The sequence below is a fragment of the Mesorhizobium escarrei genome (assembly GCF_935825525.1).
GTDB classification, from domain to species: Bacteria; Pseudomonadota; Alphaproteobacteria; order Rhizobiales; family Rhizobiaceae; genus Mesorhizobium; species Mesorhizobium escarrei.
This window is the reverse complement of sequence record NZ_CAKXZT010000140.1, coordinates 171597-192065: the sequence shown is the minus strand read 5'-3', so window position 1 is coordinate 192065 and position 20469 is coordinate 171597. Positions and strand designations below refer to the sequence as shown.

At 62.9% G+C, this 20469-nt stretch carries 15 protein-coding genes and 1 pseudogene; 9 read left to right on the top strand and 7 right to left on the bottom strand.

Annotated features, from left to right (window positions below; all coding sequences use genetic code 11):
• Positions 1–4: 4 nt before the first annotated feature.
• Both mfd and NMG80_RS22960 read left to right on the top strand, forming a co-directional pair.
• Positions 5–3502, top strand: a complete 3498-nt coding sequence (mfd, locus tag NMG80_RS22965; RefSeq protein WP_254020223.1) for a transcription-repair coupling factor — start codon at positions 5–7, stop codon at positions 3500–3502.
• Between the two features lie 184 nt (positions 3503–3686).
• Positions 3687–5060, top strand: coding sequence for a class II 3-deoxy-7-phosphoheptulonate synthase (locus NMG80_RS22960; RefSeq protein WP_254020222.1), 1374 nt, complete (start codon positions 3687–3689; stop codon positions 5058–5060).
• A 244-nt stretch (positions 5061–5304) separates the two neighbouring features.
• On the opposite strand, the gene NMG80_RS22955 is transcribed toward NMG80_RS22960, so the two are convergent.
• The 3 genes from NMG80_RS22955 to NMG80_RS22945 all read right to left on the bottom strand — a co-directional run bounded on the left by NMG80_RS22955 (position 5305) and on the right by NMG80_RS22945 (position 6913).
• Positions 5305–5556: a type II toxin-antitoxin system ParD family antitoxin gene (locus tag NMG80_RS22955; RefSeq protein ID WP_254020221.1), complete on the bottom strand. Its 252-nt coding sequence runs from the start codon at positions 5554–5556 to the stop codon at positions 5305–5307.
• A gap of 225 nt (positions 5557–5781) precedes the next feature.
• Positions 5782–6570, bottom strand: coding sequence for an RES family NAD+ phosphorylase (locus NMG80_RS22950; RefSeq protein ID WP_254020220.1), 789 nt, complete (start codon positions 6568–6570; stop codon positions 5782–5784).
• On the bottom strand, positions 6530–6913 hold the full coding sequence (locus tag NMG80_RS22945; RefSeq protein WP_436798655.1) for an antitoxin Xre/MbcA/ParS toxin-binding domain-containing protein: 384 nt from the start codon (positions 6911–6913) through the stop codon (positions 6530–6532). Before NMG80_RS22945 ends, NMG80_RS22950 begins: the two co-directional genes overlap by 41 nt.
• 230 nt (positions 6914–7143) lie before the next feature.
• Between NMG80_RS22945 and NMG80_RS22940 the strand changes: the two genes are divergently transcribed.
• The 3 genes from NMG80_RS22940 to NMG80_RS22930 all read left to right on the top strand — a co-directional run bounded on the left by NMG80_RS22940 (position 7144) and on the right by NMG80_RS22930 (position 8697).
• Positions 7144–7560 carry a GFA family protein gene (locus NMG80_RS22940; RefSeq protein ID WP_254020218.1) on the top strand — a complete coding sequence of 139 codons (417 nt, stop codon included), beginning with the start codon at positions 7144–7146 and terminating at the stop codon, positions 7558–7560.
• Between the two features lie 100 nt (positions 7561–7660).
• Positions 7661–8020: a diacylglycerol kinase gene (locus NMG80_RS22935; RefSeq protein WP_254020217.1), complete on the top strand. Its 360-nt coding sequence runs from the start codon at positions 7661–7663 to the stop codon at positions 8018–8020.
• A gap of 98 nt (positions 8021–8118) precedes the next feature.
• Positions 8119–8697 (top strand): hemerythrin domain-containing protein, encoded by a 579-nt coding sequence (locus NMG80_RS22930; protein ID WP_254020216.1) that lies wholly within the window; start codon positions 8119–8121, stop codon positions 8695–8697.
• 3 nt (positions 8698–8700) lie between these two features.
• Here NMG80_RS22930 and NMG80_RS22925 read toward each other — a convergent pair whose 3' ends face one another.
• Positions 8701–9297, bottom strand: a complete 597-nt coding sequence (locus NMG80_RS22925; protein ID WP_254020215.1) for a DedA family protein — start codon at positions 9295–9297, stop codon at positions 8701–8703.
• Positions 9294–9857 carry a DUF1003 domain-containing protein gene (locus NMG80_RS22920; RefSeq protein WP_254020214.1) on the bottom strand — a complete coding sequence of 188 codons (564 nt, stop codon included), beginning with the start codon at positions 9855–9857 and terminating at the stop codon, positions 9294–9296. Before NMG80_RS22920 ends, NMG80_RS22925 begins: the two co-directional genes overlap by 4 nt.
• Before the next feature lie 84 nt (positions 9858–9941).
• Between NMG80_RS22920 and NMG80_RS22915 the strand changes: the two genes are divergently transcribed.
• The 4 genes and pseudogenes from NMG80_RS22915 to gltX all read left to right on the top strand — a co-directional run bounded on the left by NMG80_RS22915 (position 9942) and on the right by gltX (position 16561).
• Positions 9942–10655 (top strand): DNA-3-methyladenine glycosylase I, encoded by a 714-nt coding sequence (locus tag NMG80_RS22915; protein WP_254020213.1) that lies wholly within the window; start codon positions 9942–9944, stop codon positions 10653–10655.
• 148 nt (positions 10656–10803) lie between these two features.
• Positions 10804–12549, top strand: a complete 1746-nt coding sequence (locus tag NMG80_RS22910) for an NAD+ synthase (protein WP_254020212.1) — start codon at positions 10804–10806, stop codon at positions 12547–12549.
• 522 nt (positions 12550–13071) lie between these two features.
• Positions 13072–14878 (top strand): annotated as a pseudogene (locus tag NMG80_RS22905) (ABC transporter ATP-binding protein).
• Between the two features lie 309 nt (positions 14879–15187).
• Entirely contained in the window at positions 15188–16561 is a 1374-nt protein-coding gene (gene gltX, locus NMG80_RS22900) for a glutamate--tRNA ligase (RefSeq protein ID WP_254020211.1), read from the top strand.
• Here gltX and NMG80_RS22895 read toward each other — a convergent pair.
• Entirely contained in the window at positions 16479–17858 is a 1380-nt protein-coding gene (locus NMG80_RS22895) for a DUF2865 domain-containing protein (RefSeq protein WP_254020210.1), read from the bottom strand. The genes gltX and NMG80_RS22895 overlap by 83 nt on opposite strands.
• 65 nt (positions 17859–17923) lie before the next feature.
• Positions 17924–20266: an NADP-dependent malic enzyme gene (locus NMG80_RS22890; RefSeq protein ID WP_254020209.1), complete on the bottom strand. Its 2343-nt coding sequence runs from the start codon at positions 20264–20266 to the stop codon at positions 17924–17926.
• Positions 20267–20469 lie beyond the last annotated feature (203 nt).

The window sequence follows — 20469 nt, the reverse complement described above, 5'->3', positions numbered from 1 at the left end:
ATCCATGAGCCTCATTCCCTCGATCGGCCTGCCGAAAGGCCGCGCCGGCCAGTTCATCGTCGACGGCGTTGCCGACGGTTACGAAGCCTTCGCGCTGGTGCAGGCCGCGCACGAGATCGCGCCCGACAAGCCGGTGCTGTTCGTGGCACGCGACGGCCAGCGCCTGCCTTCGATCGTCGAGGCGCTTTCATTCGCCGCTCCTGGCCTGCCGGTGCTCGAGCTGCCGGCCTGGGATTGTCTGCCCTATGACCGCGTTTCGCCCGGCTCGGATGCAGCCGCGCGGCGGCTCGACGCGCTCACCGCGATGATCGCGCTGGCAAAAAACCCACACCGCGCCGTCATCCTGACCACCGCCAACGCGCTGCTGCAGCGCATTCCGCCGGCAAGCCTTGTCGAGGCGCAGACATTTCACGCCAAACCCGGCAACCAGATCGACATGAACGCACTGGCGTCGCGACTGGACATATCAGGCTTCGAACGGGTGCCGACCGTGCGCGGCGTCGGCGAGTTCGCCGTGCGCGGCGGCATTCTGGACCTGTTCGCGCCGGGCTGGACGGAAGCGCTGCGGCTCGATTTCTTCGGCGATACACTGGAATCGATCCGCGTCTTCGACGCCGCCACGCAGCGCACCACCGGCCAGCGCAAGTCGATGGCGCTGCAGGCGATGAGCGAAGTGGCGCTGACGCCGGAGACCATCAGCCGTTTCCGCCGCTCCTATATCGAAGCTTTTGGCGCGCCCTCGCGCGACGATGGGCTGTATGCGGCGGTCAGCGAGGGACGGCGTTTCGCCGGCATGGAACATTGGCTGCCGTTCTTCTACGAGCGGCTGGAGACGGTGTTCGACTATCTGCCCGACACGCCTGTCGTGTTCGACCATCTGGCGCATGAGGCGCTGGCGGAGCGCCATGCGCTGATCCTCGACCATTACGAGGCACGCAGGAAGCAAGCCGACGGTGCGCTGAAGGACGCCGTCCCCTACAAGCCGGTGCCGCCCGACCTGCTATATCTGTCGCCCGAAAACCTCATCGCCTCGCTTGGCCCGCGCGAAGCGATCGACTTCACGCCCTTCGACGCGCCCGACGCCGGCGCCAAGAAAATCTTCCATGCCGGCTCGCGGCATGGCCGCAGCTTCGTCGAGGAACGCGCCGACCCCAACATCAACGTCTTCGACGTCGTCGTAAAACACATTGCCGACGAGCGCGCCGCCCGCCGCAGCGTCGTCGTCGCCGGCTGGACCGAAGGTTCGCTCGACCGGCTCGGCCAGATCCTGGCCGAGCATCATCTCGGCAATCTCGAGCCGGTCGCCACGCTGGCCGAGGCGGAAAAGCTCGAACCGGGGCAGGCGGGACTTGCCGTGCTGCCGCTCGAATCCGGCTTCGAGACCGAGAAACTGGTCGTCGTCGCCGAGCAGGACATTCTGGGCGACCGGCTCATCCGTCGCTCGAAGCGCAAGAAGCGTCCTTCCGATTTCATCGCCGAGGCCTCGGCGTTGTCCTCCGGCGACATCGTCGTCCATAGCGACCACGGTATCGGCCGCTTCATCGGGCTGCGCACCATCGAGGCGGTCGGCGCGCCGCATGATTGCCTCGAAATCCACTATGCCGGCGACGACCGGCTGTTCCTGCCGGTGGAGAACATCGAGCTGCTGTCGCGCTATGGCTCGGATTCGGCCGAAGCGACATTGGACAAGCTTGGCGGCGGCGCCTGGCAGTCCAGAAAAGCGCGGCTGAAGAAACGCCTGCTCGACATGGCCGGGCAGTTGATCCGCATCGCCGCCGAGCGGCAGATGCGCACCGCCCCTGCGCTGGTGCCGGCGGACGGTCTCTATGACGAATTCGCCGCGCGGTTTCCTTATGAGGAGACCGACGACCAGCAGACGGCGATCGATTCGGTCATGGGCGATCTGGGCGCCGGAAAGCCGATGGACCGGCTGATCTGCGGCGATGTCGGCTTCGGCAAGACCGAAGTTGCACTTCGCGCCGCCTTCATCGCGGCGATGGAAGGTTTTCAAGTCGCGGTGGTGGTGCCGACGACGCTTCTGTCGCGCCAGCATCTCAAGACCTTCTCGCAGCGCTTCTCCGGCCTGCCGATCCGCGTCGCCCAGGCCTCGCGGCTGGTCGGCGCCAAGGAACTGGCCGAGACGAAAAAGGGCATCGCCGAAGGCACCGTCGACATCGTCGTCGGCACTCACGCGCTGCTCGGCTCGTCGATCTCGTTCAAGAATCTCGGCCTGTTGATCATCGACGAGGAGCAGCATTTTGGCGTCAAGCACAAGGAGCGGCTGAAGGACCTGAAGAGCGACGTGCATGTGCTGACGCTGTCGGCGACGCCGATCCCGCGCACGCTGCAACTGGCGCTGACCGGGGTGCGCGAACTGTCGCTGATCGCAACGCCGCCGGTCGACCGCCTGGCGGTCCGCACCTTCATTTCGCCTTTCGACCCGCTGGTCATCCGCGAGACCCTGCTACGGGAACGCTACCGCGGCGGCCATTCCTTCTATGTCGTGCCACGCATCAGCGATCTGGCGGAAGTCCATGATTTCCTTCGTGAATCCGTGCCCGAGCTGAAGGTGGCTGTCGCTCACGGCCAGATGCCGCCCGGCGAGCTCGACGACATCATGAATGCCTTCTACGACGGCCAGTACGACGTGCTGCTGTCGACCACCATCGTCGAATCCGGCCTCGATATCCCGACCGCCAACACGCTGATCGTGCATCGCGCCGACGTGTTCGGCCTGTCGCAACTCTACCAGCTGCGCGGCCGCGTCGGCCGCTCCAAGGTGCGCGCCTATGCGCTGTTCACGCTGCCGGCCAACCGCAAGCTGACCGACACCGCCGAGCGCCGGCTGAAGGTGCTGCAGTCGCTAGACACGCTGGGCGCCGGCTTTCAACTCGCCAGCCACGATCTCGATATCCGCGGCGCCGGCAATCTTCTCGGCGAGGAGCAGTCTGGCCACATCAAGGAGGTCGGCTTCGAGCTCTACCAGCAGATGCTGGAAGAGGCCGTCGCCGAGGTCAAGGATTCCGGCGAGGTGCAGGATGGCGGCTGGTCGCCGCAGATCGCCGTCGGCACCGCGGTGATGATCCCCGAAAGCTACGTTCCGGACCTGCAACTGCGGCTGGCGCTCTATCGCCGCCTCGGCGATCTCGAAAACACCGAGGAGATCGACGCTTTCGGCGCCGAGCTGATCGACCGCTTCGGAGCTTTGCCGGAGGAAGTGAAGCATCTGTTGAAGATCGTCTTCATCAAGGCGCTGTGCCGCAAGGCCAATGTCGAAAAGCTCGATGCCGGGCCAAAGGGCGTCGTCATCCACTTCCGCAAGCGGGAGTTCTCTAACCCCGTCGGACTGGTCACCTTGATCGGCGAGCAGGGCTCGCTGGCCAAGATCAGGCCGGACCACAGCGTCGTTTTCGTCCGCGACTGGCCGACACCTGAAAAGCGGCTGGCCGGGGCCGCCGTCGTCATGACGCAATTGGCTCGGCTGGTGGAGAAGGCCGCGTAGCAAGGCGTTGCTAGTGCTTTGGCCAATGACTACGCCGGCAGTTCCTGGGGCATCACGGCCATTCGCCACACGTCCAAATCCGGTCTAGAATAGGAAATCGGCTTCGTGTATGGAGCCGCAATCCCCATATTGGGGGCGAAATGGCGGGCGATAGCACCCGCTGGAAAGAATTTTGGGTGCAACGATGACGAAATGGTCGCCGAATTCGTGGAGAGCAAAGCCGATCCAGCAGGTTCCTGCCTATCCGGATCTTGCCGCACTGAAGAACACGGAAGCCCAGCTCGCCACGTTTCCACCGCTGGTTTTTGCAGGTGAGGCACGCAAGCTGAAGAAGCAGCTTGCGACCGTCGCTGCCGGTGACGCATTCCTTCTGCAGGGCGGCGACTGCGCAGAGAGTTTTGCCGAGCATGGCGCGGACAACATCCGCGACTTCTTCCGCGTCTTCCTGCAGATGTCTGTGGTGCTGACCTTCGCCGGCGCGCAGCCGGTGGTGAAGGTCGGCCGTGTCGCCGGCCAGTTCGCCAAGCCGCGCTCGTCCGACAACGAGACGAAGGGCGGCGTGACGTTGCCAAGCTATCGCGGCGACATCATCAACGGCATCGAGTTCGACGCCAAGTCGCGTATGCCCGATCCTGCACGCCAGGAGATGGCGTACCGCCAGTCGGCGGCGACGCTCAACTTGTTGCGCGCTTTTGCGCAGGGCGGCTACGCCAGCCTGGAGAACGTGCATCAATGGATGCTGGGCTTCGTGTCCGACAGCCCGCAGGGCGAGAAATACGAGTCGCTCGCCAACCGCATCACCGAGACGATGGACTTCATGAAGGCTGTCGGCATCACCTCGGAGACCAATTACGCGCTGCGCGAGACCGACTTCTACACCAGCCACGAGGCGCTGCTGCTCGGCTATGAGGAGGCGCTGACCCGCGTCGATTCGACCTCGGGCGACTGGTATGCAACATCCGGCCACATGATCTGGATCGGCGATCGCACCCGCCAGCCCGACCATGCCCATGTCGAATACTGCCGTGGCATCAAGAACCCGCTCGGCCTGAAATGCGGCCCGTCGCTGACGCCGGACGGCTTGCTGCAGCTCATCGACCTCCTCAATCCGGAAAACGACCCCGGCCGGCTGACGCTGATCGCGCGCTTCGGCTCCGACAAGGTCGCCGAGCATCTGCCGAAGCTGGTCCGCGCGGTGCAGAAGGAAGGTCGCAGCGTGGTGTGGTCGTCGGATCCGATGCATGGCAACACGATCGAGGCCGCCGGCTACAAGACACGGCCGTTCGATCGCATCCTGAAGGAAGTTCAGAGCTTCTTCGAGGTGCATCGCGCCGAAGGCACGCATCCGGGCGGCATTCATATCGAGATGACCGGCAAGAACGTCACCGAATGCACCGGCGGCGCCCGCGCCATCACCGCCGAGGAATTGCAGGATCGCTACCACACCCATTGCGACCCGCGCCTCAACGCCGACCAGGCGATCGAACTGGCCTTCCTGGTCTCGGACCTGCTCAAGAAAAGCCACCCGGTCCAGCACAAGCAGGCCGTCAACGGCTGATTTCAGTCGCCATCGGTCAAGAAGCGCCAGAGAAATTCCCTGAGGAACCCGGACCACCGGACGGCTCATCACCGTCGGGTATGTCCGGGCTGCCGACCTTGGCTCTTGCCGATCCGGGTCTTCCGCGACTAGCTGGATACCAAGTTCGATGATGCGGGCCGGACTTGCTGCGGACCGAACATCTGCATCGTGCTTCGCAAGATGTCCCTGATGTCGCGTTCGGCGGGTTCGATAAGCTCGTGCATCATCTCCTGGGCGATTCGAGCATTTCACTTACGCTTTTCGTGGAGAAGCGTCTTGCGTCGGCGGCTTCCACCCCAATACTGATTTCACGCCGAAGGATGGCGAGTTTCTCCGCCTGTTGGGCCTTTTCGTGTCGCAGCAAGCGCAGCGCTTCTCTGACGACTTCACTTGAGGAGCCGTACCCGCCTTGGGAGACTTCATGCTCCACGAATTCGACCATATCGCTTGGAAGGCTTACGTTCATCGTCGCCATGTCGCTTCCTCTGCCTCTGGGCTTCGCCCGAGAAATGAGAGTTTGGCAATCCTTGTCAATGGCATGAAATCTGAAATGGGGACGCGGCAAGCCGTACTTCCAGTCCGGCCTGTCGCTGACCTTGAGGCCGCTTGGTAAGGAAAGCCTTACCTATTGCGTGACGCTGCTGCGCTACGCACCTGCCGGTTGAGGCGCAACCCAACGTCGTTTTTAGCCAGGATCCAGTTAGCGCCCGCGCTCCCAGCGCAGTGCGTTGAGCCGGGGATCGGCAGCAAAGGCCGTCCTGGAAAACTCGATCCGCTTTTCCGGGAACTCACAGATCGCCTGCACGCCGAAGGCGCCCAGCCGGATGCGCCAGGTATGGGGTTCCAGCGGTTTCGGCTTGGCAAAGCCGCTACATGCCAGCAGCGCCACATTGGCGCCTTTCGGGTCGCGCACGGAGCGATAGCGGATCGCCTCCAGCCCGGCTTCGCGCGCGACATCAGCAACATTTTGGCAGGCCGCATAGTCGGTCGGGTGCGTCCACGCCGCCGCGTCGCGGTCGAGCGGCGGCCGCGTCAGGTCGATCATTTTTGTGCTGCGTATCGCGGCGGCGAAGGCGGTGTATTCGGCGGCGTCGTGCGGCCACGGCGTATTCGGCGATTCCGCGAAGAACAGCAGGCGGTAAAAAGCCATTTCGGAAACTGCGGTCATCACGGTTTCCGCCGCATAGTAGACGCCCTTGGTCCTGCCGGCGCGGCGGAAGCGTGAACCGTGCGGGTAGATCGAGCCGTAGCGGAAGGGTGTTGCCAGGAGATAGTGCAGATGCCGGCATTCCAAGGGAACTTGCGGCTTGGTTTCCTCGATCAGGTCTTCGAGGACGGCCTGCTCGTCGAGCGTGTCGACGACTTTCAATGTCGAGACGCGGTGCTGCGCCTCGACTATGCGCCAGTATTTGCCATCGAGCCAATATTTACCATAAAGTTTGGCGGCCTCAGACGAGAGCGCGTCGGGAGTCCAGATAGGCGATGACATCGACTAGTCCTGCTATCGTCACGATTTTTTCGAGCGGGGTGCCATCGAAGGCCGTGTTGGCGTTCTTCAGCCATGCCCGGGCGACGGTCTCGTCGCCGCCGACAATGGCGTCGAGCGAGCGAAACAGGCGGACGAACAGCACGGCAAGCTCGAACGGCTTGGTTCCACGCTCCAGCAGGAACTCGTGCCTGCGCATGCGAGAAACCGTGGCTTCGGAAACCCCGATGATGGAGGCCAGAATCCTGGCGGTAATGTCCAGCAGGTCGGCGGCGCGCAGCGTGGCCTTGGTCAGGACTGCATTTTCGGCCGTATTGGCGGCGGGATGGGGTTGCATTGTCGGCATCTTCTCCTTTCTGATGAAAATATAGCCCGTGAAAATTCATATGGAAAGACGCTGGCCTTAAACAATTTGTGCACTGCCGAGAGGCTGCTCGCGGGGCTCCCCATCGCGCTTTGTCCAAACGTGCTGTGCGGAACACGCCCGTCGAATGTCGCATTTGCTTGGGCGCAGGCGCTGCAAAACTGGAATCCTGGCAAGCGACGCCAAGGATGACGACTGCGTGTGGAGGCGAGATGGACGGCACTCATAGCGGATCATGCCTGTGCGGGGCTGTGCGGTTCAAGACGCGAGGGGCCTTGCGCGGCATCGTCTACTGCCACTGCTCGCAGTGCCGGAAGCAGAGCGGGCATTTCTACGCTGCAACCAATGTTCCCGACGCAGACATCACAATTATGGGCGCGGAAAGCGTCACCTGGTACGAAGCATCTTCGTTTGCCAGGCGCGGTTTCTGCAAGACATGCGGCTCGCTGCTGTTCTGGAAGCAGCAGGATGATGAATATATCTCGGTTCTGGCCGGACTGTTCGACAAGCCCACCGGACTTCAGGGCCAATGCCACATCTTCGTCGGCGACAAGGGCGACTATTACACGATCGACGATGAGCTGCCGCAGTTCGAGAAGTCGACGCCGTCGATCAAGGTCGCCGGATGAGTGACAAGCTCGCCGGCGACTGATTTTTTGCAGCGATCGCCTTATTCCCTTGATCCGGCCATTGCGCTATCCCCTGCCGGTGATTCGGAAAAGGTTTGGCATGCAGCGGCTGATCGATGCTTTTTACAATTCAGTGCGGGCATTTCGCAAATTGGCTTCCAGCGAAAAAGCCTTCCAGCAGGAACTGATGCTGCTCGTGCTGGCCCTGCCGCTCGGCTGGGTAGTTTCGGTGTCGTGGCGCGGCTATGCGCTGCTGATCGGCGCGGTGCTGCTGCTGATCCTGGTCGAAGTGCTGAACACTGGCATCGAGGCCGCATGCGATGCGTTCAGCCGGGAATTCAACGTCGATATCCAGCTCGCCAAGGACTGCGGTTCGCTGGCGGTGCTGATTTCGGTGGTGATCGTTGCCGGCGTCTGGGGCATCGCCATCATCGAGCGAATCTTGGGGCTACCGATCTAGCCATCAAATCCCTACATGCCGGTCACCACGACCTGATCCCATGATCTGTTCCGAAAACCGGTATCCACTTTCCGGGATCATGGTCTGAGGAGACCGATATGACCGTCGATTCCCTGCTGCTCGAACGCGCGGGCCTGCCGGACGATTTGCGCTGGCTGACCGATAAATACCCGCGCGAGGTCTGGCAGGGCCACGCCAACATCCACGGCATCGCCACTATGTGGCTGCAGCGGCACGACATGTTTCGCGAGCTCGGCGGCATGCTGACCAACGGCATTGGCGACTATCGCGAGGGCAGGCTGACGGCGACGGAATTCGCGCGCTGGTTCGCGCCGCGCCTCAACCATTTTCTTGGGCATCTCGACGGCCACCACAATGTCGAGGATATCCATTATTTTCCGGTCTTCGCCAAGGCCGAGACCCGGCTGAGGCGCGGCTTCGAGATTCTCGATGCCGATCATCATACGATCCATGAAGGGCTGGAGCGCAATGCCGAGGCCGCAAACGCTTTCATCCGCACGCTTCAGGAGAGCGAGGACAAGCAGCGCTTTGCCGCCGATGCCTATGCCGACGAGAACAGCCGGCTGATCGCCATGCTGACCCGGCACCTTGCCGACGAGGAAGACCTGATCATCCCGCTGATACTCGATCGTGGCCGCGCGCTCGGTGTCGGCTGATCCTCACGTCTCCTTAGCGTCCTTGGCACGTTCTTTCTTAGCGACATGATGAGCGGCGAACCAGGCAAGGACGGCCACGCCCAGGCCAATCGCCAGGGCGATCAGCAATCGCTCGTGACGGACCAACGCCTCGCCGACGATGCGCTCCGCGCCCAGCCCGAACACATAGCCGATGGTGGTGAACAGTCCGGCCCAGATCATCGATGAAATGGCGTTGAGAATGACAAAGCGCGTCACGGCAATGCCGGAGAATCCGGCCGCGATGCCGCCGACCAGGCGCAGGCCGTAAATGAAGCGGTTCGACAGCACGAAAATATCGGGATGGTTGGAGACGAGACGATAGGCGTGGCTGAAGCCTGGCCGACCTCTCAATTTGATCACGAGCGGATGATCGGCGAAGCTTCGTCCGAGGGTGAAGAAGAAAGTGTCGCCGAGAAAGGCGCCGATGGCTGCCGCCAGAAACGCCTGCCACAGGACGAAAACATGCTGATGCGCGAAAAACCCGCCGAGGAGGGCGGCACTTTCGCCCTCGGCGACACAGCCCAGAAAGACGGCAATCAGCCCATATTGCTCGATGAGATTATGAATGGCATCCGTCATGAGCGCGTCCGCTGCTTCGACAGAATCTCGTCGATCCGCTTCACCTGCTCGGCCAACTGCGCGATCTCGTCGCGCATGCCAATGATCTGGCTGTGGCGCAATTCGTCCAGCTTCTCATGCAGCGCCATGATCTCGATCTCGGCCTTGAGATTGACCTCGTAGTCGTGGGCGGCGTCGATGCGGTCGCGCTCGGCCTGGCGGTTCTGCGCCATCATGATCACCGGCGCCTGCAGCGCAGCGACCATCGAGAGGATAAGGTTGAGGAAGATGAAGGGATAGGGATCGAAGGCATCGCGCGACAACAGCCAGGCATTGCCTGACGTCCACAGGATCAGGAAGGCGAGGAAGCCAAGGATGAAGGACCACGAGCCGCCGATCCGGGCGATGGTGTCGGCGAGGCGGTCGCCAAACGTCTGGTGAAATGCGACGGCTTTGTTGGTGTCCTTCGCGATCGTGGTGCGTTCGAGCGTGCTTTGCAGCACCTGGTTCTCGACCTGGCTTAGGCCATCTGGCCTTCGCCTCAACCAGCGCTTTGCCAAATCTTCGATCGTCTTGTTCATTGTCGCTTCCGTCGTCAGCGATAGACGTAGAGGCTGCCGGTTCGCACGGGAAGTGGTAGATTGACGCGACAGGGTGAGGAAACAATGATGGATTTTCAGAAAATCCGCGCCCGCGCGGCCAAACGCAAGGGCGGGGAAGCGGTGCTGGCGTCGCTGCTGGGGCCGATGCCCGACAATGCCGCGGTGGCTGACATTACCGACGACCGCATCCTGTCGACGATGGCCGAGCGTGTTTTTGCCGCCGGCTTCGTCTGGCGGGTCATCGAGCAGAAATGGCCGGGTTTCGAACAAGCGTTTCTCGGCTTTGAGCCGAAACGGCTGTTGTTCCAGCCTGACGATTTCTGGCACGATTTGACGGCCGACGAGCGCATCGTGCGCAATCCGCAGAAGATCAAGTCGGTTCGCGAAAACGCGGCCTTCGTCGAGCTTGTGTCGAAGGAGCATGGCGGCTTTGGCAGGTTCCTCGCCGACTGGCCAGAAGACGACCAGGTTGGGCTGATGGCCTATCTCGCCAAGCATGGCAGCCGGCTCGGCGGCAATACCGGCCAGTATTTTCTGAGGTGGCTGGAGTGGGACGCCTTCATCGTCTCAAGCGACATGGCGGCCGCACTTCGCGACGCTGGCCTGGACGTCGCCGAACACCCGACCTCGAAGCGGGATCTCGACAAGATCCAGAATCAGATCAATGCCTGGGCGGCGGATACCGGGCTGCCGCGCCGGCATATTTCGCGCATCCTGGCGATGTCGATCGGCGAAAACCACTCGCCGCAGGCACTGCGCGAATATATGGGCGAATAGGACGCGATCGGTATCGGTGGTCCGATCGGTCTGACACGAATGACCTGGGTCATTCGGTCAAACACGAATGACATAGGTCATTCAGTCTGGGGTGGTCCAAGCAAAAACGCCATTGCCCGGCGAATTCTGTCGCGCTAAGTCAGCAGGCATGACCGACAAGACCGCTTCCGACATATTGCGCATCGCCGTCGCCCAGCTCAATCCAACGGTTGGCGATGTCGCCGGCAATCTCGTCAAGGCGCGCGAGGCGAGGGCGGATGCCGCCCGACAAGGCGCCGACCTCGTGCTGTTCACCGAGCTTTTCCTCGCCGGTTATCCGCCCGAAGACCTGGTGCTGAAGCCGGCGTTCCTGAAGGCCTGCGAGCGGGCGGCGCAGGACTTCGCTGGCGACACTGCCGATGGCGGGCCGGGCGTCATCATCGGGACGCCGCTGAAGCGCAAGAGCGGCACGCACAATTCGATCATCTTTGCCGATGGCGGCAAGATCCTTGCCGAGCGCTACAAGCTCGATTTGCCGAACTACGGCGAATTCGACGAGAAGCGCGTCTTCCAGGCCGGCCCGGAAATCCAGGGGCCCGTCAATTTCCGCGGCGTGCGCCTGGGAATTCCGATCTGCGAAGACATTTGGGGCGATGCCGGGGTCTGCGAGACGCTGGCCGAAAGCGGCGCGGAAATCCTGCTGGTGCCGAACGGCTCGCCCTATTATCGCGGCAAGGTCGATGTTCGCCACCAGGTTGTCATACGCCAGGTCATCGAATGCGGTCTGCCGATCATCTACGCCAACCAGCTCGGCGGCCAGGACGAGCTGATCTTCGACGGCGCGTCGTTTGCCATAGGTTCCGACAAGACGCTGGCCTTCCAGATGAGCCAGTTCGAGGAAGCGGTCAACGTAACTACCTGGAAGCGCAACCGCACCGCCGCAGGCGCGCAAAATAGAAATAATGCCGCCGCAGGCGCGCAAAATGGAAATAATTCCGAGGGCTGGGTCTGCTCCGAAGGACCAATGTCGAAAATCCCGGAAAAGGAGGAGGCCGATTACCGCGCCTGCATGCTGGGCCTGCGCGACTACGTCAACAAGAACGGTTTTAGGAACGTCGTGCTCGGCCTCTCCGGCGGCATCGATTCGGCGATTTGCGCAGCGCTTGCCGTCGATGCGCTCGGCGAGGAGCGGCTGCGCGCCGTGATGATGCCATACCGCTATACCTCAAAGGACTCGCTTACAGACGCCGAGGACTGCGCCCGCGCGCTCGGCTGCCGCTACGACATCGTGCCGATCTTCGAGCCGGTCGAGGGATTCCTGCATACGCTGACGCAGCTTTTCGAGGGCACCAAGGAAGGCATCACTGAAGAAAACCTGCAGAGCCGCGCGCGCGGCACCATTTTGATGGCAATCTCCAACAAGTTCGGCTCGATGGTGGTCACCACCGGCAACAAGAGCGAGATGTCGGTTGGCTACGCCACGCTCTACGGCGACATGAATGGTGGCTTCAACCCGATCAAGGACCTCTACAAGATGCAGGTCTATGCGCTGGCGCGCTGGCGCAATACGCATGTGCCGCCGGGTGCGCTGGGCCCTTCCGGCGAGGTGATCCCGAACAACATCATCGACAAGGCGCCGTCGGCGGAACTGCGCGAGAACCAGACGGATCAGGATTCGCTGCCGCCCTATCCGGTGCTGGACGACATATTGGAGTGTCTGGTCGAGAACGAGATGGGTGTCGACGAGATCGTTGCCCGCGGCCACGATCGGGCAACGGTGACGCGCATCGAGCACCTGCTCTACATCGCCGAATACAAGCGCCGGCAGGCGGCGCCGGGCGTGAAGATCACCAAAAAGAATTTCGGCCGCGACCGCCGTTATCCCGTCACCAACCGATTCAGGGATGGCGGATAGATCGCCGTTTCTCGCTCTTGTGAAATGGCTGCCGCGAGGAAGTGCACAACCCGCGATTGTTGCAAAATCGCCTCACCAGTTGGACCAGATGCGCTTTCGGCAAGCTGCTGGCTTGGCGACACGTTGACGCATCTCTATAAACGCCTTTTCCGCGATCTCTACGCATCGGCCTGAAAATCGGGATCGATTTTCAGAAAGCGCGATGCGCAGATCAAGATGTTAGAGCGTACTTTGTGCGTCCAAATGGACGCACGTCGCTCTAATGGGAGGACCGAATGCCAGGATTTGACATCGTTATGCGAGGCCGCGAAGCCTAGGCCTCAGATGGCGCGCTGGAAGGTTTTCACCTTAATGGCCAGGCCCATCTGACAACAGGCGTTCGTCGATGCCGGTCGCCGCCCGTATTTGGGCGAGCCGCCAAATATGCCGAACCTTCCGCATTCCCTGGGCACTAACGCGCCTAACGCGGTTTTCTCAATTCGACCTTACCGGGACCGGGCTCGTTTGCGCCCGAATGACATCATGGCTCGTTTTCAGATCGATTTGCGCGCCGGCGCCTTTCGCAGCGTCCTTGGCTTCACGCTCAGTCATTGGCGGCGCCAGCCGTGGCGGCTTTCGCTCATCATGGGCACGTTGCTGCTGTCGACCTTGGCCGACGTGCTGACGCCGCTCTATTCCGGACGGCTGGTCGACGCCGTCGCCAGCAGTGCTGCGGCCGACGATGTCGCCTGGAACGCGGCGATGGCGGCCTTTTCGATGCTGGTGGCGCTGGCGCTTACCGGTGTCGTGCTGCGCAACCTCGCCTTCATGGCCATCGTCGAACTGACCCTGAAGATGATGGCGGATATCGCCGCCGACGCCTTCCACCGCGTCCAGCGCTTCTCCACCGACTGGCACGCCAACAGCTTCGCCGGATCGACGGTGCGCAAGATAACCCGTGGCATGTGGGCGCTCGACCTGCTCAACGACACGATCCTGATCGCGCTGCTGCCGTCCGTCGTCATGCTCGTCGGCTCGACGCTGCTGCTTGGCTGGTTCTGGCCGCTGATGGGTGCTGTGGTCGCCGCAGGCTCGGTGCTGTTCATCGCGGTGTCGGCGCTGCTGTCGCTTGGCTATGTCGCGCCCGCGGCAAGGCTTGCCAATGCATGGGACACGCGCCTGGGCGGCTCGCTGGCCGATGCGGTGAGCTGCAACGCCGTGGTCAAGGGTTTTGGCGCTGAGGAACGCGAGGAAAGGCGCCTCGCCAAAGTCGTCGCCAGATGGCGCGCCCGCACGCGCCGCACCTGGGTGCGCGGCACCATCAACGGCACCACGCAAGGGTCGATGCTGCTGCTTCTGCGAACAGCGGTGGTCGGATTTTCCCTGCTTTTGTGGTCGTGGGGGCAGGCGAGCGCCGGCGATGTCACCTTCGTGCTGACCTCGTTCTTCGTGCTGCAAGGCTATTTGCGCGATATCGGTACGCATATCCGCAATCTGCAGCGCTCGATCAACGACATGGAGGAACTGGTCGACTTCCAGTCCGAGCCGCTCGGCATCGAGGATGTGCCCGGCGCCAAACCGATCCGCATCACCGACGGCCGCATCAGCTTCGACAACGTCACCTTCCATTACGGCAGCCACCGACTGCCGCTGTATCGCGACTTTTCGGTGGACATCGCGCCGGGGGAGCGCGTCGGGCTGGTCGGCCATTCGGGCTCGGGCAAGACGACCTTCGTCAAGCTGATCCAGCGGCTTTACGACGTGAACGCGGGAACGATCCTGATCGACGGCCAGGACATCTCCGGGGTGGCGCAGGAATCGCTGCGCGGGCAGATTGCCATCGTCCAGCAGGAGCCGATCCTGTTCCACCGGTCGCTGGCCGAAAACATCGCCTATGCCCGGCCGAGCGCGACGCAAGCCGAGATCGAGCATGCCGCACGGCTGGCAAGCGCGCACGACTTCATCGTCGATCTGCCGAAAGGCTATCGCACGCTGGTCGGCGAGCGCGGTGTGAAACTATCGGGCGGCGAGCGCCAGCGGGTGGCGATCGCGCGGGCCTTCCTCGCCGATGCGCGGATCCTCATTCTGGACGAGGCGACGTCGAGCCTCGATTCGGAATCGGAGGTGCTGATCCAGCAGGCGATGGAGCGGTTGATGGTCGGCCGCACGACGCTGGTCATCGCGCACCGGCTTTCGACGGTGCGGGCGCTGGACAGGCTTCTGGTGGTTCGATCGCGGCCGCATCGTCGAGGAGGGCTCGCATGATCAACTGATCCGGCTGCAAGGCGGCATCTACCGCCGGCTGTTCGAGCGCCAGGCGCTCGAATTGACCAAGGGGCTGGCGATCTGATGGGTGGTGCATGTCATCCGCCTGACCAGGCGCCGTCGGTGACGCCGCCGATCTCTCCCTTGCGGGGATGGATGCGCGTCGGCTTTTGCCAACTTGACAGATGGCGGCAGTTATGCTAGGAATTTATTCATGGTGTTGATGCGCGCCTTGAAGGCCCCGCCTGTCGCGGTGGGGTTTTGATTTAGGCTTCGCTGGACCGAATTCCGCACAGCGCTGCCGCCTTTTCATCGCCTTCGTCATGTTCTATGTCTGCGGCCAAGCGCGGGGGCGTGTCTTGTCAACAGCAAAACCATCCGGTACGCCGCGTTCATGACAGTTACCGTCCGTTTCGCCCCATCACCCACCGGCCGCATTCATATCGGCAATGCGCGCACTGCGCTGTTCAACTGGCTGTTCGCCATGAACAACAAGGGCCGCTTCATCCAGCGCTTCGACGACACCGACATCGCGCGCTCGACGCAGGAATTCTCCGACGCCATCCTCTACGACCTGCATTGGCTGGGCATCTTTCCCGACGCCACGGAATACCAGTCGCGGCGCTTCGAGATCTACGATGCGGCGGTGGAGAAATTGAAGGCGGCGCGCCTTCTCTATGCTTGCTATGAAACACCGGAAGAGCTCGATCTCAGGCGCAAGGTGCGCCGCACGCGCGGCCTGCCGCCGGTCTACGGCCGGGAGGCATTGACACTGACGGCTGAGGAGATCGCCGAATACCAGTCAGATGGCCGCCGGCCGCATTGGCGCTTTCTCCTGCCCAATTTCACCAGCGACCCGTTGCAGCCGGAGCGCACCGAAATCCACTGGAAGGATCTGGTGCGCGGCGAGGAAACCGTCGACCTCGCCTCGCTTTCCGACCCGGTTCTCATGCGCGAGGACGGCACCTATCTCTATACTCTGCCTTCGGTGGCCGACGACATCGAGATGGGGATCAGCCATGTCATCCGCGGCGACGACCACGTCACCAATACCGGCGTGCAGTTAGCCTTGTTCCAGGCGTTGGGTGCCGAGCCGCCGGTGTTCGGTCACCACAATCTGTTGACCACCGCGTCGGGCGAGGGCCTGTCGAAGCGGAGCGGGGCGCTGTCCATCGAAAGCCTGCGCGAGACCGGCATCGAGCCGATGGCCGTCGCTTCGCTGGCGGTGCTTGTCGGCACCTCGGAAAACGTCGTCGCGGTGCAGACGATGACTGAGCTTGCCGAGCGCTTCGATCCGGCGGCGACATCGAAATCCGCCGCCAAATTCGATCCGGACGAGCTCTTCGTGCTCAACCGCACGCTGCTGCACCATATGCCGTTTTCCGAGGCGCGCGACCGGCTGATCGTGCTCGGCATTTCCGGCGAACAGGCTGAGCCCTTCTGGCTGGCGGTGCGCGGCAATCTCGACAGGCTGGCCAACGCCGCAATCTGGTGGCGCACACTTCGCGACGGTCCGCAGGAGCAGCCGGACTTTTCCGACGTCGACCGCGATTTCCTTCACCAGGCGTTCGATCTTTTGCCGGAGGACCCCTGGAACGGGTCGGTCTGGAAGGAGTGGACCGGCAGGATCAGGGAAGCGACCGGCCGCAAGGGCAAGACGCTGTTCATGCCGCTCAGGCTGGCGCTTACCGGGCAGCCCTCGGGACCGGAGCTTGCAGATCTGTTGCCGCTGCTGGGTCGGGAAGGAACGTTGGCCCGACGACCCTGATCCTGCGCTGTTCCGGCGGCGGCAAGGTCGTCGGCGCGGGCTTGACGGCGAGGCGCTCGATGGCTTCGCGATCGAGCCGGCCTTCGACATTGGCCAAACTCTCGAGATCGGCGGGGTCAGCCTGTTTCGGGCTTGGCGGGTTGCCGGCAATGATTTCGAAATTCTGTGCAGCGTTGCAGCCGCAGGCCGGCGGGCGCGCGGGCTGCTTGTAGAGATAGGCGGTCGGAAGTTCGCTGTAGGGCCGGCCGGTTACCGAAGACGTCATGCCGCCCGAGTCCGCGCCAAAGCCGCGCGTATAAAACACCTGCATCTCGGTGCCGGGGCAACTCGAATCGCAGTTCTTCTGGTCGCGCTCGAAATCGCTCAGCGAGGCAGCATTCGACATCGGGAAGAAATAGCCGTCGCAGGTGCGCACGCACATGGTGCGGAATTCGCCGTGCGGCTGGCCCATGTCGTCGGCATTATCGAGCATGGTGCGGATGTCGCGCGGGCCTACGGCTTGATTGGGCTCTTCAGGCCGGTCGGGCGCGCCGGGTCCAATTGCGTCGCTGCCCAAAAGCCGGTCGAGCAAGTTTCGGTCGCCGGTTCCACGGCTGGCGTTGCGGCCCGTTGCCGGCTTTGGCGGCGCCGCATCATCGCGACAGCCATTGGCGTCAAGCGAGGCCAAAATGCGTGCGCGATCGCGGCGGGAGCCGCCGCCGGCGAGTTCAGCGCGCTTGGCTTGCAAACTGTCGAGATTGGCGGCCATGCGATCGATGGTGGCGTCGAGTGTGGCGCATGCGTTGGCGTTACGGCGCGACAGCGAAAAGCCGCAGCCGGCGCGGCTGGATTGGCTGACGGCCTTTGAAATCTGCTGGCGCTGCCGCACGATTGCATCATCATATTTCCTGAGCAGGTCCGGCTTGCTGCCGCCACCGCGCGAAGCGGCCGCGAGATCGGCTTCCAGCTGCCGGCAAACACCGGAGGCGGCCTGTAGTTCGGTGGCGGCAAAGCCTGACAGCGCCAGGGCACCGAGCAGCGCTGCGGCACGCGTCAGCTTTAGCGGTTTCTCGCCCCGGTCGTTGGCGCTGCCCCTCACCTGCCTGCCGGCATCCTCTCCCCGTATAGGGACGGGGAGAGGGGCGCTGTCATCGACGGTTTCGCCAATCACCAGCGTCGCAGCCAGGGCGCCGAGGCTGCGGCCTGCCCCCTTCTCCCCGTCACTATTCGGGGAGAAGTGCCCGGCAGGGCGATGAGGGGCGGCGCCGACCTGGACAGTTGATGCGGCGGCATGCGTCAGCTTCCACCTCCCGCCCATCCGGAACTCCGCCCGCCTCGTCCATTGCGAAGGTTACCGCGTCTGCGGTTAACTGTTCATTTAGCTTACCGCGAAAGGCCGGTTTCACCCAGAGTTACGACCGCCTGCGCCTTATGGGCCGCTTCGACCACGGCGAGCGCCGTCATGTTGACGACGCCGCGCGATGTCACCGACGGCGTCAATATATGCGCCGGCCTGTCGGTGCCGAGCAGGATTGGGCCGACATGCAGCGCGTCCATCATCGCGCGTAGCGCGGTGAGCGTGATGTTCGCCGAATCGAGATTGGGGAAGACCAGCAGATTGGCTTCGCCCTTCAGCCGCGAATGCGGATAGACCCGCTGGCGCAGCGGCTCCGACAGAGCCGAGTCGGCATGCATCTCGCCGTCGCATTGCAGGTCTGGCGCGATGCGCGCCAGGATCGCCGCTGCCTGCCGCATCTTGAGCGCGCTTGGCGAGTCGCGTGAGCCGAAATCCGAATGCGACAGCAGGGCGGCCTTGGGCTCGATGCCGAAGCGCTGGATTTCTTCGGCTGCCAGCACCGTCATCTCGGCGATTTCCTCGGCCGTCGGATCGACGGTGACATGGGTGTCGGTGAGGAAAATGATGCCGCGCTGCGAGATCAGCATGGAAAGCGTCGACAGGTCGTGATCCTTGATGCCGGCGCGCGGGCCGATGATCAGGGTGACATTGCGCAAATGCCGCTCGAAACGTCCTTCCAGGCCGCAGACCATGGCGTCGGCGTCGCCACGCTTGAGGGCAAGTGCGGCGATCACCGTGTTGTCGGTGCGCACCATGGTGCGCGCGGCTTCCGTCGTCACGCCACGTCGGCCAGCGAGCTCGATCAAAAGGTCGACATAGTGGCGATAACGCGGATCGTCCTCGGGATTGATCAGGCCGAAATCGACGCCCGGCTTGATGCGCAGCCCGTAGCGTTTCAGCCGGACTTCGATGACATGCGGGCGGCCGATCAGGATCGGCTCGGCGATACCTTCCTCCAGCACCACTTGGGCGGCGCGCAGCACGCGCTCGTCCTCGCCGTCGGCATAGATGACGCGCTTGGCGCTCGACGTCTTGGCCATCGTGAACACCGGCTTCATGACCAGGCCGGAGCGGAAGACGAAGCGGTTGAGCGTGTCGATATAAGCGGCAAAGTCGGTGATCGGCCGTGTCGCGACGCCGGTGTCGCAGGCGGCCTTGGCCACCGCCGGCGCGATGCGCAGGATCAGCCTGGGATCGAAGGGCGAGGGGATCAGGAAATCCGGCCCGAAGATCGGCGTTTCGCCGGAATAGGCGCGGGCGGCGACATCCGACGGTTCCTCGCGGGCAAGGGCTGCGATCGCCCGCACCGCAGCCATTTTCATCTCTTCGTTGATGGCGCTGGCGCCGCAGTCCAGCGCACCACGGAAAATGTAAGGAAAACAAAGTACGTTGTTGACCTGGTTGGGGAAATCGGAGCGGCCGGTGCAGATCATCGCGTCGGGTCGCGCCGCCCGTGCCGCTTCCGGCATGATCTCGGGGTTGGGGTTGGCCAGCGCCAGGATCAGCGGTTTTGGTGCCATGTGCTGGAGCAATTCCGGTTTCAGCACGCCGGCGGCCGAAAGCCCCAGGAACACGTCGGCGCCCGGCAGCACATCAGCCAGCGTGCGCGCCTCGGTGTCCTTCACATAGGGGTCCTTCCAGCGATCCATTTCATCGACGCGGCCCTTGTAGGCGACGCCAAAACGGTCGGTCACCCAGATGTTTTCGATGCGCGCGCCGAGCAAAACCAGCAAGTTGAGGCAGGCGAGGGCCGCTGCCCCGGCGCCGGAGGTGACGATCTTGATGTCGGCGATCGTCTTGCCGGCAAATTCCAGCCCGTTGAGCACCGCGGCGGCGACGATGATCGCGGTGCCGTGCTGGTCGTCGTGGAACACCGGTATGGCCATGCGGGCCTTCAGCCGTTCCTCGACCTCAAAACATTCGGGCGCCTTGATGTCCTCGAGGTTGATGCCGCCGAAGGTCGGCTCCAGCGCCGAGATCGTCTCGACCATCCGCTCGATGTCAGGCGCGTCGATCTCGATGTCGAAGACGTCGATGCCGGCGAATTTCTTGAACAGCACGGCCTTGCCTTCCATCACCGGCTTGGAGGCCAGCGGGCCGATATTGCCCAAGCCGAGCACCGCCGTACCATTGGAGACGACGCCAACCAGATTGGCCCGCGCCGTGTAGTCGGCGGCGGCTGCCGGATTGTCGCGGATTTCCAGACAGGGCGCCGCGACCCCGGGCGAATAGGCAAGCGCCAGGTCGCGCTGGTTGCCGAGCGGCTTTGTCGCCTGGATTTCAAGCTTTCCAGGGCGTGGATGCTTGTGGAAATAGAGGGCTGCTTCGTCGAGGTCCGACCGGGCTGCTTTTTTGTTTTCGCCTTGCATACGGGCCTCCCTGCGATCCTGCCTTGAAGCCCTTTTAGCATGCAGCGTTGGTTTTTCACGGTGCCAAATGACGCAACCGCCAAATAGGGGGAAGGATCGTGGAAAACCATACCATGTCAGATCGTTGCGCTGAAATCCTCACCTGCCTTGTCGCGGCCGGTGCGGATGTCATCGAGCGCGTCGCGCGGCCGGGCGTGTCGAGT

What these genes read in the sequence shown, in the direction of transcription:
- NMG80_RS22940 (WP_254020218.1), top strand. Translation starts at nt 7,144, where the DNA reads ATGGACGGCACTCATAGCGGATCATGCCTGTGCGGGGCTGTGCGGTTC.
- NMG80_RS22920 (WP_254020214.1), bottom strand. Translation starts at nt 9,857, where the DNA reads ATGAACAAGACGATCGAAGATTTGGCAAAGCGCTGGTTGAGGCGAAGG.
- NMG80_RS22925 (WP_254020215.1), bottom strand. Translation starts at nt 9,297, where the DNA reads ATGACGGATGCCATTCATAATCTCATCGAGCAATATGGGCTGATTGCC.
- NMG80_RS22945 (WP_436798655.1), bottom strand. Translation starts at nt 6,913, where the DNA reads ATGCCGACAATGCAACCCCATCCCGCCGCCAATACGGCCGAAAATGCA.
- NMG80_RS22950 (WP_254020220.1), bottom strand. Translation starts at nt 6,570, where the DNA reads ATGTCATCGCCTATCTGGACTCCCGACGCGCTCTCGTCTGAGGCCGCC.
- NMG80_RS22935 (WP_254020217.1), top strand. Translation starts at nt 7,661, where the DNA reads ATGCAGCGGCTGATCGATGCTTTTTACAATTCAGTGCGGGCATTTCGC.
- NMG80_RS22890 (WP_254020209.1), bottom strand. Translation starts at nt 20,266, where the DNA reads ATGCAAGGCGAAAACAAAAAAGCAGCCCGGTCGGACCTCGACGAAGCA.
- NMG80_RS22910 (WP_254020212.1), top strand. Translation starts at nt 10,804, where the DNA reads ATGACCGACAAGACCGCTTCCGACATATTGCGCATCGCCGTCGCCCAG.
- gltX (WP_254020211.1), top strand. Translation starts at nt 15,188, where the DNA reads ATGACAGTTACCGTCCGTTTCGCCCCATCACCCACCGGCCGCATTCAT.
- NMG80_RS22955 (WP_254020221.1), bottom strand. Translation starts at nt 5,556, where the DNA reads ATGGCGACGATGAACGTAAGCCTTCCAAGCGATATGGTCGAATTCGTG.
- NMG80_RS22960 (WP_254020222.1), top strand. Translation starts at nt 3,687, where the DNA reads ATGACGAAATGGTCGCCGAATTCGTGGAGAGCAAAGCCGATCCAGCAG.
- NMG80_RS22895 (WP_254020210.1), bottom strand. Translation starts at nt 17,858, where the DNA reads ATGGGCGGGAGGTGGAAGCTGACGCATGCCGCCGCATCAACTGTCCAG.
- mfd (WP_254020223.1), top strand. Translation starts at nt 5, where the DNA reads ATGAGCCTCATTCCCTCGATCGGCCTGCCGAAAGGCCGCGCCGGCCAG.
- NMG80_RS22915 (WP_254020213.1), top strand. Translation starts at nt 9,942, where the DNA reads ATGATGGATTTTCAGAAAATCCGCGCCCGCGCGGCCAAACGCAAGGGC.
- NMG80_RS22930 (WP_254020216.1), top strand. Translation starts at nt 8,119, where the DNA reads ATGACCGTCGATTCCCTGCTGCTCGAACGCGCGGGCCTGCCGGACGAT.